Source organism: Candidatus Bathyarchaeota archaeon, assembly GCA_026014805.1.
Taxonomy (GTDB): Archaea; Thermoproteota; Bathyarchaeia; order Bathyarchaeales; family SOJC01; genus JAGLZW01.
The window spans coordinates 69,602-84,817 of sequence record JAOZHR010000031.1 but is presented as its reverse complement, the minus strand read 5'-3'; the positions used below and the strand labels follow the sequence as shown (position 1 = coordinate 84,817).

Genomic DNA, 15,216 nt, shown 5'->3' with positions numbered 1-15,216 from the left:
CAAAACATGCTTTAATATCCCTACTATATTTCTTTATACTCGTTTAGGAGAGGAAAAGAGCATGGTATGCATCGTTTCATCGTGGGAAAAACCGGAGCTAAGAGATCCTGTCCTAATAGAGGGCTTACCCGGCATTGGATTTGTTGCTAACATAGCTGCTTTACATCTTATTCGGGAGTTGAAGGCAAACCTCTTTGCTGAAATCCGCTGCTCTTCCTTTCAAGACTTTGCTGTTACTGCTGAAAAAGGACAAACCCGCTATCCCATTAATGAGCTGTATTATTGCAAGGGGAAAGAGGGGGAACGTGATCTTATTATTCTTTACGGGAACACACAAGCATTGACCACAACAGGGCAATACGAGCTTTGTGGACGTATCTTAAATGTATCTGAAGAACTCGGCTGCCGCTCCGTGATAACTCTGGGGGGCTTGAAAATAGCGCGGGAAGTTGAAAAGCCAAAACTTTACTTCGCTGCCACCGACAAGGAAACCGCGAGTGAACTGTTAGAGAGAGGTGTCGAAATTATTAGAGGCCAAATTTTCGGAGTTGCAGGGCTTCTGGTAGGAATTGGGAGATTGAAAGGTTTTCGCGGCTTTTGTCTATTAGCTGAGACTTTAGGGCTCTATCCAGATAGTGTTGCCACTCATGAGGTTCTAAATGTACTTTGTAGCATGCTTGATTTGAAAGTTAACCTTGACAATTTAGATGATACTGTGAAAGTCACACGGGGTCTTTTGGAAAACTTTGGCTTACTTGAACGTTCTATAAAAGAAAGAAAAAAAGAGGAAAGTCAATTTCGCTGGGTTATCTAAGCTTTCATTTCGCTTAGAAACTGCTCATACACCTTCTGCACACGCTCAGCTGCTGGTCCAGTTCCCTCTGCAATACCCTTCTCTGTGATCTTGATTTTCTCCATTACCCAGATGAACCCCTTATCCTCGTAAAGCCTAACCATGGTCGGAAACACTTTTTCCAAACGTTTTGCAAGGGCCTTCAAGTCAAAGGGCTTTTCAACTGCAAATATTTTGGCTACAACGTTACCATTTATTACAACTCTGTGCAATGTTTGACCCTTTTCGTCTTTTGCTTCTGATAAGCAGAGGTTCATGTTGTCTGGGTTTATTCCGATGAGAGTCCCACTATAGGATTTGCCGTTGATGGTTGCTACTGTGATTTTCTTGTCAAGTAAAGTGGCTACTTCGTTGAAAAATCTTCTTTGAGCTGCTGACAATGTATTCTTCCTTCTTTATTCCGCGTTGATATTATAACTCTGCACCTTTTTAGGATTTTGATATTTCAGAACCTATTTACAGCTTTTTGCGTTGTTCATGTTCTTGTTTTAGCGTAACTATAGTGTTTGAAGGCACATCTCGATACAACACGACATCAGGGCCTATCCAGCAATTGTTGCCCACCTTCACCCCAGGCATAAACAACGTGTTTATACCGGTTTTGACGTTGTCGCCGAGTATAACGCCGAGTTTTCTTCTCCCGGTGTCTACAACTTTGTCTTTAACCTTCATTTTTATTGACTTGCCGTCGAAACGATAGTTGGCGATTGTGGTTCCTGCTCCGAAGTTGCAGTTTTCGCCTATTATGCTATCGCCTACGTAGGATAGATGGCCAATATGATTTCCATCCATGATTATGCTATTCTTTATTTCACATGCGTTTCCGATTTTTACTTTCTGGCCAATACTAGTGAAAGGGCGTATGAAGCAGTTTGGTCCTATGTCACTGTCCTTGCCTATGAAGACTGGCCCTTCGATGTATGCTCCAGAGCGGATTCTCGCACCTTCTTCAACAACCGCAGGACCTATTAAATGAACTGCATCCTCAATTTGCCCCTCTATCTTTGACTTTGCCTTTTCAAGGACCCAACGGTTAGCTTCAAACAAATCCCAAAGCAGCCCCACATCAAACATTTCGTTGCTCGAAAGCTTCGCAGCTGCAACCCTGCGTTCTTCTTGTAGAAAGAGCGAAAAAGAATCAGTTATCTCTAGCTCTCCTCTTGGAGATGGTTTTGTATGCCTAATTGCTTCGAAGATTTCTGTTGAAAGAACATATACGCCAGCGTTTGCTAGGTTAGTTGGGGCTTCGTTTCGGCGAGGCTTTTCTACAATATTTTTGACATAAGTGTTATCAAGTTCTACTATGCCGTAGTGTTCAGGATTTTCAACAGGGACAACCCCTATTGTAGCCACAGGCTTCTCTTTTTCATGCGTCAGGAGTACTGTACTTATCGCGTTGGAAGTTGTTAGCCAGTCGCCGTATGTTAAGAGGAAGCTTTCTTTCACGAAAGGTTCAGCGAAGCTTGTGGCGTCTGCAGTGCCCTTAAGCTGTTTCTGAACCGCATATTCGAATTTCATCTTGTATTTTGATCCGTCTCCTAAATAGTGTTGAAGGTGTTCTGCCCTGTAGTTAACGATGAAAACGATTTCGTTTATTCCCGCGTGTTTCAGAGTTGTTAGCACGTGATCTATTATTGGTTTTCCACCGACAGGGACTAGGTGTTTAGGGCGTGTAAGGGTAAGTGGGTGGAGACGTGTTCCTTTTCCCGCAGCTAGAATTACGGCCTTCATCGAGTTGCCTCCTTGACTAGCTTACCCATAAGTTTTATGGCTTTTTTCATAATTGTTTCTGCCGTTTTTCTGTTTTCAGTCTCCACTGTTATGCGCATCATGGGTTCTGTTCCTGAAGGTCTTATCAGAAGCCAGCCTTGTTTCAAGGTTAAGCGGAATCCATCTACTTTTAATTGCTCTTTGACACCGGAAAAGACTGCAGGCAAGGCTTCGTATACTTTTTTCATTACAGCGAGTTTTACAGAATTTGGGCATGCAACATTCTGTCTTAACAACGGATATCGCGGCGTTTCGGAAATGAAGTAGGATAGGGGTTGATTTGCTTCTTCTAGAGTTTGGAGCAGTAGGATTGATGAGAGGATGCCATCTGGGCAGTAGTGGTAATTCGGATGTATCCATGCACCACAGGGCTCGCCTCCGAAAGTCGCGTTGTGTTGTTTTACAGCTTCTGCGATGTTTACATCGCCCACCTTTGTTCTAACAACTTTTCCACCTTCCGCTTCGATCATCTTTTCGATACACATTGAAGCCTCTACATGCGTTACTATTGTCTTATTTTTTTGCTGTTTTATTGCATAAGCAGCGTAGGCGGCAAAAATCTGGTCTAGCGGTGTCATACGCCCTTTTTCATCTATCGTTACCATTCTGTCTCCATCTCCGTCATACGCTATTCCCAAGTCAGCCTTTAGGTTTCTAACAATCTTGCACAGTGGCTTCAGCGATTCTTCGTTAGGTTCGGCACCTCTTCCCGGAAAATATCCATCTGGCTGTGAGTTAATGGCCATGACGCTACAGTTTAACTGACGAAGCATTTGAGGTGCAAGTTGGCTGGTAGCTCCGTTGCCAGGGTCTATGACTAATTTCCACGATTTTTTGAGTACGACGTTTTTCGTTATCATCTCGACGTATTGTTGGGTTTCGTCTATTGTAATGGTTTTGCCTATGTTTTGCCAGGCTGTTAGTTCAAATTGTTGTTTGGCGATTAGTTTTTCAATTTGGTTTTCTTGGGTTGCATTATAGGCTGTTGTATCAGGGTTATAGAGTTTGATACCATTATATTCTGGAGGGTTGTGGCTAGCGGTAATCATTACCCCGGCGTCGGCTTTCGTTTTTTTTGTAAGGTAAGCCAAGACTGGTGTTGGAATTATACCTTGTTGTATAGTGGTGGCACCGCAGGCTGTTATGCCAGCTGTTAATGCGTTTTGTAACATGAGGGATGTTGTGCGCATGTCGTGAGCCGTTAGGATCGTTCTTGCTTTTGTATTAGTGGCCAAGGCTTGTCCGACTTGGAGAGCCAGATGTGGTGTTATAGTTATGTTAGCCTTGCCTCTTATGCCGCTTGTCCCAAAAAGTTTTGCCAAGCGTTTTCCCTGCTTCTTGGTGTTTGCCGCGGGGGTTTATAGTGTTTGTGTGTCCGTGACGCTTAGACTGGACTATTCTACTAAGCCCAAAATGTCGACGGTCGCTTTTACCACGCACGTGTATACTCAACTTGTTTATATTCCACATCTCACAAATTCCTGCAAAGGTGAAAACATGATCATTGGATTAGACCATGTTGGGATAGCTGTGAACAGGATGGACGATGTCTTACCCATCTATGAACGGCTCTTAGGACTGAAACTGAACAAATTGAAAGAGACTAAACAACACAAGATTAAAGCAGCTTTCTTGGCTGTTGGAGAAACAAGTATTGAGTTGATAGAACCCTTAGACAAGGAAAGTCCAGTGTCGGAATTCTTGGAAAAGCGAGGTCAAGGAATACATCACATAGCGTTAAGAGTTAACAACATAGAACAAATGCTTGAACAACTAAAGGCCAAAGGCATAGGTTTGATTGACGAGAAGCCTAGAACCGGTATCGAAGGAGGAAAGATAGCGTTTCTACATCCCAAAAGCACTGGAAACGTCTTAATAGAGCTGTGTGAACGCTAAATTCAAAATGTCCAGCCAACGCATCCCAGAACCACTCGACATTCAACACACAATCCTAGATTACAAAATCTATTATTATGACAACGTGTCTTCCACAAACGACATAGCTAAAGAAATCGCGAAAAAAAGCGGCGAAGAGAAGATAGTGATTCTTGCCCAAACACAAACATATGGAAAGGGCAGACTTGGAAGACGGTGGATTTCTCCAAAGGGAGGAATCTGGTTTTCAGTAATATTGCGACCCAGAATAACTCCAAAAGAAGCTTTGAAGCTGACTTTTATGGCTTCATCAGCTGTTGCAAAAGCAATCAAGAAAATGTTTGGGTTGAAGATTGAGGTCAAATGGCCAAACGATGTTCTTGTTAATGGTAAAAAAATCTGCGGAATTTTAACCGAGACAAGCGTCAAAGAGAATTTGATTGAATTTGCGGTTGTGGGAATCGGAATAAACGCGAACATAGACTTGGAAGTGTTCCCCAGCCGTCTACGGAGCAAAGTAACGTCTTTGAAGCATGAGTTGGGCTACAGGATAAGAAGAAGGGCGTTGACAAGAAGCATCTTGCAAAACTTTGAACATCATTACAAGCGTCTGCAACAGGGACGATGGAATATCTTGCGGCAAGAATGGAAAAGCATGGCAGCCTTTCTCGGTGAACAAGTGGAGGTCACCAATTCCAACGAGGTTTTTGTGGGAAAGGCATGGGATTTGGACGAAGATGGTGCTCTTATCATTAGGCTTGAGGATGGCACTTTGAAAAAAATTGTGGTGGGCGATGTAATGGTGAGAAAACATCCTTAGCCAATTTTGCGTTCTTTTTTCCATTTTACGCCTTCAGGTGTGTCCTCTATGATTATGCCCATTTTTCGCAGTTTATCTCGAATGGCGTCAGAGGTTTCCCAGTCCTTAGCATTCCTCGCCTCTTCTCTCTTCTTAATCAACTCCTCGACTTCTTCGGGCAACTTCGCCTCTTTCCGACTCCAAAAATCATTTAAGACGCCTAGGACTTTGTCAAAGTCCAACATCAAATCTTTCACTTGCTTCGCTCCCGCCTGACTTAGCTTTCTCTGGTCGATCAATATGTTTACCTCTTTTACAAGGTTGAATACTGCTGCGAGAGCTTTGTTTATGTCCAAGTCGTCATCCATCGCGTCTTCGAAATCTTTTCTCGCCTTTTCAATTGATTCTTTGATTTCTTCGTGGCCCTCACCGTCTTTGATATCTTCAAGTCTTTCCAAGAAATCGTAGAGTCGCTGCAAAGCGTTTTTAGCTGCTTCCAAGCCCTCAAAAGTAAAGTGGAGCTGTTTCCTGTAGTGAGTTGACATTAGCAAGTATCTTACAGCTAGTGGATCGTATCCCATGCAAAGCAAATCTCGCAGGGTGTAGAAGTTCTTGAGAGATTTGCCCATTCTTTCACCTTTAATAAGCAAGTGTTCGTTATGCATCCAATAATTGACAAACTTTTTGCCAGTTACCGCTTCGCTTTGGGCAATTTCGTTTTCGTGGTGGGGAAACATGTTGTCAACTCCACCCGTATGAATGTCCAAGGTTTCACCCAAATATTTCGTTGACATGGCGGAGCATTCAATGTGCCATCCCGGTCTGCCTTTGCCCAGCTTTGTTTCCCAAAAAACATCGCCATTGTCTAGATCCCAGGCTCTCCAAAGAGCAAAATCACTCGCCTGCTCTTTGCCATATTCGTCAACTTTGACCCTTGCTCCAGCTTTGAGTTCTTTAAGTTTCATCTTGGACAGTTTGCCATAATCTTTGAATTTGGAGATTTTATAGTAGATTGAGTTATCTTCGCCTCTATAGCCATAGCCTTTCTCCATCAAAATTCTAATCAATCTAACCATTTCATCTATGTGCTCGGTGGCTCTTGGAACAACTTTGGGTTTTTCAATGTTCAACATCTGCAAGTCTTCAAAGAACGCGTCGATATACTTCTGAGTATACTCTTCCAGAGATACTCCTTCTCTTCGCATACCTTGGATAGTTTTGTCATCTACGTCGGTGACGTTCATCACATGCTTCACGTCGAAGCCTCGATGTTCCAGCCAACGTCTCAGCAAATCCACAAACACGTATGCCCTAAGATTACCTATGTGTGCATAATCGTACACGGTTAGCCCGCATGAATACATGCGAACTTTGCCCTCTTCGATAGGCTTGAACACCTCTTTTTTTCGGGTCATTGTGTTGTAGAATCGCAGCATCAAGTGTCGCCATATCTTCAAATGGGTTCCGAAAGTTATGTTTTTCTGTGTTCGCTTGGTGAAGCAAATATATATCTGAAGGGAACAATGTAGCAATTCCTTGGTGAACTAGTTTGTCGACTCGTGAACCTACAGTGAAAGAGAAGATTCAGCGAATGCGTAAGCTGCGGGAAAGGGCGAAGCTTGGAGGCGGAAAAAAACGGATAGAAAAGCAACATAAGCAAGGTAAGCTTACTGCAAGAGAGAGAATTGACTTGCTTTTAGATCCCGGCAGCTTCGTAGAACTTGACCCTTTTATCGTTCACCAATGCACTGATTTTGGAATGGCTGAAAGAAAAATTCCTGGAGACGGCGTGGTAACGGGATACGGGACAATCAACGGGCGGCTAGTCTACGTTTTTTCCCAAGATTTCACAGTGTTCGGTGGCTCCCTAGGAGAAATGTTTGCTAAAAAGATGTGCAAGTTAATGGACTTAGCGATGAAAACAGGCGCGCCAATCATAGGATTGAATGACAGCGGCGGGGCAAGAATCCAAGAAGGAGTTGCAAGCCTTGCAGGCTACGGCGACATATTCTTCAGAAACGTGATAGCTTCGGGTGTCATTCCCCAAATTTCTGCTGTTATGGGTCCTTGTGCAGGCGGAGCAGTTTACTCGCCAGCCATGACCGATTTTATCATCATGGTGAAAGATACAAGTCACATGTTTATTACTGGACCAGAGGTCATCAAGACAGTCTTAGGGCAAGAAGTTGACTTTGAAGAATTGGGTGGCGCCTTGACCCACATGCAGACGAGCGGCGTTTGTCATTTCATGGCTGACAACGAACAGGAATGCATCGAACTCATTAGAAGACTTCTCAGCTACCTGCCTTCCAACAACATGGAAGACCCCCCTATTGAAGAAACTGGCGATAACCCAAACCGCACTGACGAGAGTTTAGAGGAAATTGTGCCAGACGACCCAGACAAGCCATACGACACGAAAGAAATAATAGCCACAGTCGTGGACAACGGGGAATTCTTGGAAGTTCAGCCTCTTTGGGCGCCAAACATAGTAGTAGGCTTTGCAAGATTGAATGGACGTTCAATAGGAATCGTGGCAAACCAGCCAAAATACTTCGCGGGCACCTTAGACGTAAAATCTTCAACAAAAGCAGCAAGATTCATACGGTTCTGCGACGCCTTCAACATTCCCATCATCACCTTCGAAGATGTCCCCGGCTTTCTACCAGGCATAGACCAAGAACATAGCGGAATAATACGCCACGGCGCAAAACTACTCTTCGCCTACTGCGAAGCCACGGTACCAAAAATCACCGTCATAATCCGCAAAGCATACGGAGGGGCATACGACGTCATGGGTAGCAAGCACTCCGGCGCAGACATAAACTACGCCTGGCCATCCGCAGAAATCGCTGTCATGGGTCCAGCAGGAGCAATCAACATCATCTTCAGGAAAGACATAAAAAAATCGAAGGATACAGAGAAAAGGAAAAAAGAATTAACAGAAGAGTACCGTGAAAAATTTGCAACCCCATACATTGCCGCAGAGAAAGGCTATATTGACGACATCATAGAGCCATCACAGACGAGACCTAAACTCATCAGTGCCCTAGAAATGCTGGTCACTAAGCGTGAGTCGCGACCACCTAAGAAACATCCAAACATTCCTCTTTGAAAATACGAATGCTGCTTTCTAATGCCCTACAACGTCTATCCGTGAGAATCTTGACTCTCTGGAATAACCGCGCTTTGCTCGGTTATTCTTCGCTTCTGAAATTTAATCAATTGATATGAAGGTTTCTATCCGATTTTTCAAGAAAAAAGTTTGGCATTAACTCAATCCCTAATACAAGCTCTAAAAATGGCACTATGATTAGAACCAAGGCTATAACTTTAAGGCTATGTGGCAAAACTTCGTTTCTTTTTTTATTTAATCTCGAAATTTCCTATGCCGAAAGAGTAAGTTAAAATATTAGCCTAGGATTGTAACTAATCTTCAACACCATTCAAGCGGGATTTCTCTTGGCTAAAACCGTCAAAATAACCGACACAACCTTCAGAGACGCCCATCAATCCTTAATGGCAACTCGCATGAGAACCGAATCCATGGTTCCCATAGCCGAAAAAATAGACCAAGTGGGATTCTTTTCTCTCGAAGTCTGGGGAGGCGCCACCTTCGACGTCAGCATCCGCTACTTAAACGAAGACCCGTGGGAACGCCTTCGTACACTGAAGAAACACGTTCAAAAAACGCCCCTGCAGATGCTTTTACGGGGACAAAATTTGGTTGGCTACCGAAACTACCCCGACGACGTTCTAATTAAATTTGTGGAAAAAGCTGCAGAGAACGGCATAGACATATTCCGCATCTTCGACGCCTTAAACGACACTCGCAACCTAGAAATCGCTATAAAAACCGTGAAAAAAGTCGGCGCCCACGCTCAAGGCTCATTGTGTTATACTATAAGTCCCGTCCATACAACAGATTACTACTTGAAAGTAGCTAAGTGTTTAGCCGAGCTTGACTGCGACTCAATATGCGTCAAAGACATGGCGGGTATGCTCATGCCCCAAAAAGTCTACGAACTTGTTTCAGCGTTGAAGAAGGAAGTCGGCTTGCCAGTTCACATGCACTGCCACAGCACTAGCGGCACGGTTATGATGACCTACTTACGTGCTTGCCAAGCTGGAGCCGACATTTTAGATGCCGCTTTCTCGCCTTTAGCGGGGGGCACGTCACAACCACCCGTTGAAAGCATAGTAGCTGGATTAAAAGATACTGAGTATGATACAGGGCTTGACATGGAGTTATTAGTCGAGATCGCTGAATACTTTCGTGGTTTGCGAGAAAAATATTACGACCCCCTCCGCTTGATTAGCCCCTTAGCCGAAAGAGTAGACACGTCTATTCTAAAGCATCAGATTCCCGGAGGAATGTTTTCCAACCTAATTTCGCAGTTAAAGGAACAAAACGCCCTCGACGAGCTTGACATGGTTTTAAAGGAGGTTCCACATGTTCGAGAAGAGCTGGGATATCCGCCTCTTGTTACCCCTACCAGTCAACTGGTTGGGACACAAGCTGTTTTTAACGTTTTATCGGGTGAACGCTACAAGATCGTGCCTAAAGAAGTGAGAAATTACGTAAAAGGATTCTACGGGAAACCACCCGCACCGATAAATAAGAAGATAAAGAAAAAGATAATTGGCGATGAAAAACCAATCAAATGCCGCCCAGCAGACCTGCTTAAATCGGAACTTGGTAAAATATCCAACAAGATTAAGCCCTACATACAAAGCGAGGAAGACGAACTGACTTATGCTTTGTTCCCAAAAGTCGCGGCAGAATTCTTCAAAAAAAGGGAAGCAAAAAGAAAAGAAAAAGATGTGGCTTTAACTCCAGAACAACAGGAACTAGAAGAAATTGCAGCGCTGTCAGTAGCAGTCGCAGCATTTCTCAAAAGCACTCATGAGGTGAAAGCAGTGATTCCCATCAGAAAAGCTGGAATGGGGAGACTTTCACCATGGGTTTTGTCAGCTAGACAGAAATTAGTCAGACAAGGTGGCTGAATGTGCCCGAATACAACATAATGATTGAAAACAGGACATATAGAGTGGAGCTTGTCAAGAGAGAGGGTGAACAGCTGTTTAAGGCAAAGGTAAACGACAAGCCAGTTGAACTGAGATTAGAGAAAAGCGAAACAGGTGCCACCTCGCCTTTTACTCTCGATGTTGGAGAGAAAACGTATCGGGTTGAACTGGAGAGAATTTACAGACGTGCACCTTTTACTTTGAAAGTTAACAACGCGCTTTTTAAGGCTCAACTTAGGGAACCTGCTAAGAGAATGGCTGCTCAAACACCTACCGTGCAAGTCGTGGCAAGAGCTGAAAGACGTCGAGGAACAGTTGTTGAGGAAGGTGTTGTGGTGTCCCCTATGGCTGGAAAAATTGTCTCAGTTAAGGTAAAGAAAGGCGATGTTGTAAAAGCTGGCGATGTAGTTTGCATTCTTGAGGCAATGAAAATGGAAAACGAAATCACGGCTACAAAGACTGGGAAGGTTCAGGAAGTAAATGTTGCAGAAGGAACTCCAGTAAACGACGGAGAAATCTTGATCATAATAAAATAGCTGCTGGTTATTTTATTGATATAATGACTGAAATGTCATTGACGTTGGTTCTTGTAAGACCTGTGAAAATGAGGTCGTCCAGTTTTGAGAAGAAATTGAAGGAGTCATTGTTTGCAAGAAAGTTTTTAGCATTCAACCCTTGTTCTTGAGAGCGGATTATGGTTTTTCCGTCTGCTAAGGCGCCTGCTGCTTCTGTTAGTCCCTCTATGCCATCGGTACTGAAGGAAGCAACAACAACTCCATTCATGTCCGAAATACTCAAGGCTGCACTTAACGCAATTTCTTGGTTTCTCCCGCCCTTCCCGTCTCCAACAACAGTAACCGTTGTTTCTCCGCCAGCAACAATTCCACAAGGTTTAGGTAACGGATGTCCAGAAGCCCCAACCTCTTTTGCTATAGAGGCTAATACTGTTCCCACATGCCTTGCTTCGCCTTCAAGAGAAGCCGTGAGAAGGAGCGAACGTAAACCCATCTTTTGAATCTTGTTGCAGACAGCTAAAGTTGCCGAGCGATTGTTTCCAACAACAATGTTGTAGACTTTCCTAAACACCTTGTCTCCTTTCTTCGGTGTTTCCGCGATCAAATCTTTCTGCCCCTCAACAAGCACGATTCTAACGGATTGTGGCACGTTCGCCCATAGCTTGTACCGTCTCATGATTTCTATCGCGTCGGCAAAAGTGGTCGAGTCAGGAACGGTTGGACCCGATGCGATGAAATCTAAAGGATCGCCTATTACGTCTGATAATATGAGGTTGACAATTGTGGCGGGATATGCCTTTTTTGCCAGCCAACCCCCTTTAAAAGCTGAAATATGCTTCCGCATGGTGTTAACCTCATTTATTGTGGCGCCAGACTTCAACAACGCCTCGGTAACCTGCCGTTTGTCATTTAGAGTTATTTCACCGCGGGGCAACGGCATCAAACTCGACCCACCCCCTGAAATTAAGCAAATGATTAAATCGTTTTTCTCAGCTTGGCGGACAAGATTCAACATTTTTTCTGCACCTTTCATTCCCGCATCGTCAGGAATCGGATGGCTAGCCTCTTGAAACTTGATTCTGCGAGTTTTATAGGGGCCACTGTTGTGGGGAACGTTAACGATTCCGCTTGATATTCGATTTCCAAGAACTGACTCTAGGGCCTCAGCCATCTTTCCACTTGCCTTTCCACCACCAACAACATAGATGCGATGAAACTTTTGTAAACCAAATCTGTGCTGACCGATTCTTAACGTGCTGCCTTTCACCGTGACCTTTGACTTGATTATCTCTTTGGGGTCTGCCGCTTCCAACGCTGCTTCTAAAGCTTCTAGAGCCAGTTTTCGAGCTTTTCTGTCAAGCTTGGATTTCGCGTTTTCTATGAGAGCCTTTTTGTTCTTGATTATTACCATAGCTCTTTCGCCAGCGTTTATATGCTCTAGTCAGTAAACGTAATAAATTTGACCGTGCTATTTGAAGAAACATTGAGGCATTTGATAATGCAGAAACCTAAAGTATACGTTACCAGAGAATTGCCAGAAAGAGGATTACACATAATAAAAGAACGATTTGACGCGGAGGTTTGGCCTGAATACGCTCCGCCGCCAAAAGAAGTGATTACTGAAAAAGCCGCTAAAGTTGACGCGTTAGCCACACTGTTGTCAGACAAGATAGACGCAGAAGTGTTTGACGCAGCACCTAACCTTAGAATCGTTTCTCAACTTGCTGTAGGATTTGACAACATCGACGTAAAAGAAGCTACAAAACGAGGAATCTATGTTACCAATACTCCTGGCGTGTTAACCGAGACCACCGCGGACTTCGCTTGGGCGCTTCTAATGGCCGCAGCGAGAAGAGTTGCCGAAGCTGATAGATATGTTCGTGCTGGAAAGTGGAAAGTTGGGTGGCATCCTGCTATGCTTCAAGGTAGAGATGTTTATGGCGCAACTTTAGGAATCATCGGCTTGGGAAGAATCGGCTCATCCATCGCAAAAAGAGCGAGAGGGTTCGACATGAAAGTTCTCTATTACGATGTGATTCGCAGACAAGACCTTGAAAAAGAGCTAAAAATAGAGTACGCAGAAATCGACACGCTGCTACAAAAAGCAGACTTTGTAACAATCAACGTCCCGCTACTCAAAGCCACATACCACCTAATAGACGAGAAAAAACTCAGACTAATGAAGAAGACAGCCATCCTAATTAACAACGCAAGAGGGCCAGTCGTTGACGAAAAAGCACTTTATGAGGCCCTGAAGGAAGGATGGATTGCCAGTGCTGGCTTAGACGTTTTTGAGCAAGAACCCACACCACAGAGTAATCCGTTGTTAACACTTGAGAATGTAATTGTGGCACCCCACATATCCAGCGCTAGCTTTGAGACGCGGTCAAGAATGTCAGAAATGGTGGCTGAGAACCTAGTAGCCTTTTTTGAAAGCAGAGTTCCTCCAAACCTCGTGAACAAAGACGTTGTGGGAATCAAAAAGCCTGGCCCAAAATAGCCTAACACACCTCTTCTTATCACGTTCTTTCGATTATCAATGAGAAAAAAGAAAATGAGGTTTTATTGGAGTACTTTGTAGACCGTGTCACCTTCTCTCACACGGTCATCAACTTTCAATCCGAAACTTTGCCCTGCCTCAGCTTTTTCCACGCTTTCATGCTCTATTTGCATCGAATTGACGGTTTGTTCAACCTCCGTTGTCATACCCTTTATGAGAATACGGTCCCCCACAGAAAGCGTGTCGCTCAACTCGACAACAGCTACGCTTATTTTCGTGAAGTAATGAGTCACAATGCCAACCTCCTTAATCTCGTGTTCACCCAACTCTCTTCCACCTAACAAAGCAGACAATATAACAGAATAGCCACAGCTAAATATAACTTACCAAACCTTCCCTATCAAACATGCGGAGAGATTAACATGGACTTCAGCCTCAATCAAGAACAGGAAATACTCAGAAAAACAATACGCAGCTTTGCTGAAAGAGAACTTGCGCCAAAAGCTTCTGAAATCGAGGATAAAGGCGAGTTCCCGCGTGACATTATTGAGAAAATGGCGAATCTAGGGCTCATAGGAATCGTAATTCCTGAAAAATACGGCGGCTCACCTATGGGGCACCTAGCGCGTGTAATAGCTATAGAAGAGATTTCGCGTGTTCACCCTTCTATGGGACTGTTTCTTCAAGCAACACCCATGGGTCTCTGGACAATACTCCGCTTCGGAAGTGATGAACAAAAACTCAGATATATTCCGCCCGTGGTCAAGGGAGAAGAAATCATGTGCATGGCAGTCACTGAACCCACAGGGGGTTCAGATCCCACAGCAATTAGAACCGTAGCCAAAGGCGACGGAAATGAATACGTGATTAACGGAAGCAAGTGCTTCGTCACAAACGGAGGCGTAGCAGACAGTTGTGTTTTCATTGCCAAAACGGGGCATAAATCGGGAAGCCTCAGCGTTTTTGTGGTTGAGAAAGGAACACCGGGCTTCAAGTGTGGAACAAGAGAGAAGCATATGGGTTTTCAAAGCATGGAAATTACTGAATTGTTTTTTAAAGATTGCCGAATTCCTAAAGAGAATCTTATTGGCAGAGAAGGGGATGGGCTGAAAGCCGCACTTGCATCAATTTCTGAAATTGGCAGAATAGGCAACGCAGGTGTAGCCTTAGGAATTGCAGAAGCTGCTTACGAGACAGCGTTACAATTTGCTATGGAAAGACAATTGTACGGGAACCCGATTTTTCAGCTTCAAACTATTCAGTTTATGCTTGCAGACATGGATGTTGAAATTGAGGCTGCAAGATGGTTGGCTTATTATGCGGCGTGGCTCTTGGATCACGGAAAAGCAGGTAGAGAAATTGCAAAAGAGATTGCGAGAGCGAAGCTTTACACGGCTGAAGTTGCCAGAAAAACTGCTGTTAACGCAGTTCAAATTCACGGAGCTTATGGAACATTACCTGAGTTTAAAGCGATACGTTATCTGCTAGACTCTCTAGAAACAATTGCGGCGGGTGGAACAAGCGAAATAATGCGCATAATAATAGCGCGGAACTCACAATAGCTGGGAATAGATGTAAGCACGAATTTTTTCTTATGTACGCGAGAGCAAAATACTCTACTGGGTATACTCCAGTTTACATGTGTGTGTAAAAAGGGAAAAAGGGTTGGAACAATTCTGGCCTGTCTCGAGTGAGGACTCATAGGATACTTTTTAGGTTAGCTAAAAGAGGGATTGTTTCCGCTGAGAAGTATTACAACACAAACAAAATAGTCTTGGCAAGCTGGCTTATGAAAGAAAAGAAAGAATCTTGACTCTTGTATTTTATATCAGAGCGCGCCACAGGGTGGTGAGACCTCATCAAACAGGATTAGGTT

General features: G+C 44.0%; 14 protein-coding genes. 8 read left to right on the top strand and 6 right to left on the bottom strand.

All coding sequences use genetic code 11. From position 1 onward, the window contains the following. The first annotated feature begins 61 nt into the window (after positions 1-61). Positions 62-814 (top strand): PAC2 family protein, encoded by a 753-nt coding sequence (locus NWE91_08945; GenBank protein MCW3986514.1) that lies wholly within the window; start codon positions 62-64, stop codon positions 812-814. On the opposite strand, the gene NWE91_08940 is transcribed toward NWE91_08945, so the two are convergent. The 3 genes from NWE91_08940 to glmM all read right to left on the bottom strand — a co-directional run bounded on the left by NWE91_08940 (position 811) and on the right by glmM (position 3,945). Further along, positions 811-1,233, bottom strand: a complete 423-nt coding sequence (locus tag NWE91_08940) for an Lsm family RNA-binding protein (GenBank protein ID MCW3986513.1) — start codon at positions 1,231-1,233, stop codon at positions 811-813. The genes NWE91_08945 and NWE91_08940 overlap by 4 nt on opposite strands. Positions 1,234-1,309: 76 nt before the next feature. After that, positions 1,310-2,584 (bottom strand): sugar phosphate nucleotidyltransferase, encoded by a 1,275-nt coding sequence (locus NWE91_08935; GenBank protein MCW3986512.1) that lies wholly within the window; start codon positions 2,582-2,584, stop codon positions 1,310-1,312. Further along, positions 2,581-3,945 carry a phosphoglucosamine mutase gene (glmM, locus tag NWE91_08930; GenBank protein ID MCW3986511.1) on the bottom strand — a complete coding sequence of 455 codons (1,365 nt, stop codon included), beginning with the start codon at positions 3,943-3,945 and terminating at the stop codon, positions 2,581-2,583. The genes NWE91_08935 and glmM overlap by 4 nt, the downstream gene beginning before the upstream one ends. Positions 3,946-4,120: 175 nt before the next feature. Here glmM and mce point away from each other — a divergent pair, with 175 nt between their 5' ends. After that, entirely contained in the window at positions 4,121-4,519 is a 399-nt protein-coding gene (gene mce, locus NWE91_08925; protein ID MCW3986510.1) for a methylmalonyl-CoA epimerase, read from the top strand. Between the two features lie 7 nt (positions 4,520-4,526). Continuing rightward, on the top strand, positions 4,527-5,318 hold the full coding sequence (locus NWE91_08920) for a biotin--[acetyl-CoA-carboxylase] ligase (GenBank protein MCW3986509.1): 792 nt from the start codon (positions 4,527-4,529) through the stop codon (positions 5,316-5,318). On the opposite strand, the gene cysS is transcribed toward NWE91_08920, so the two are convergent. After that, positions 5,315-6,733 (bottom strand): cysteine--tRNA ligase, encoded by a 1,419-nt coding sequence (gene cysS, locus NWE91_08915; protein ID MCW3986508.1) that lies wholly within the window; start codon positions 6,731-6,733, stop codon positions 5,315-5,317. The genes NWE91_08920 and cysS overlap by 4 nt on opposite strands. Before the next feature lie 155 nt (positions 6,734-6,888). Here cysS and NWE91_08910 point away from each other — a divergent pair, with 155 nt between their 5' ends. From NWE91_08910 to NWE91_08900, 3 genes are all read left to right on the top strand, one after another. Then, positions 6,889-8,412, top strand: a complete 1,524-nt coding sequence (locus tag NWE91_08910; GenBank protein MCW3986507.1) for a methylmalonyl-CoA carboxyltransferase — start codon at positions 6,889-6,891, stop codon at positions 8,410-8,412. 347 nt (positions 8,413-8,759) lie between these two features. Further along, complete coding sequence (locus tag NWE91_08905; protein ID MCW3986506.1) at positions 8,760-10,304, top strand: oxaloacetate decarboxylase subunit alpha; 1,545 nt, start codon at positions 8,760-8,762, stop codon at positions 10,302-10,304. 2 nt (positions 10,305-10,306) lie between these two features. Then, complete coding sequence (locus NWE91_08900; GenBank protein ID MCW3986505.1) at positions 10,307-10,861, top strand: biotin/lipoyl-binding protein; 555 nt, start codon at positions 10,307-10,309, stop codon at positions 10,859-10,861. 7 nt (positions 10,862-10,868) lie between these two features. On the opposite strand, the gene NWE91_08895 is transcribed toward NWE91_08900, so the two are convergent. Next, on the bottom strand, positions 10,869-12,251 hold the full coding sequence (locus NWE91_08895; protein MCW3986504.1) for a glycerate kinase: 1,383 nt from the start codon (positions 12,249-12,251) through the stop codon (positions 10,869-10,871). Positions 12,252-12,338: 87 nt separating this feature from the next. On the opposite strand from NWE91_08895, the gene gyaR reads away from it, so the two are divergent. After that, entirely contained in the window at positions 12,339-13,340 is a 1,002-nt protein-coding gene (gene gyaR, locus NWE91_08890; protein ID MCW3986503.1) for a glyoxylate reductase, read from the top strand. A 62-nt stretch (positions 13,341-13,402) separates the two neighbouring features. Here the strand turns inward: gyaR and NWE91_08885 are convergent, their stop codons facing one another. After that, on the bottom strand, positions 13,403-13,666 hold the full coding sequence (locus NWE91_08885; GenBank protein ID MCW3986502.1) for a translation elongation factor-like protein: 264 nt from the start codon (positions 13,664-13,666) through the stop codon (positions 13,403-13,405). A gap of 96 nt (positions 13,667-13,762) precedes the next feature. Between NWE91_08885 and NWE91_08880 the strand changes: the two genes are divergently transcribed. Beyond that, entirely contained in the window at positions 13,763-14,902 is a 1,140-nt protein-coding gene (locus tag NWE91_08880; GenBank protein ID MCW3986501.1) for an acyl-CoA dehydrogenase family protein, read from the top strand. The last annotated feature ends 314 nt before the right edge of the window (positions 14,903-15,216 follow it).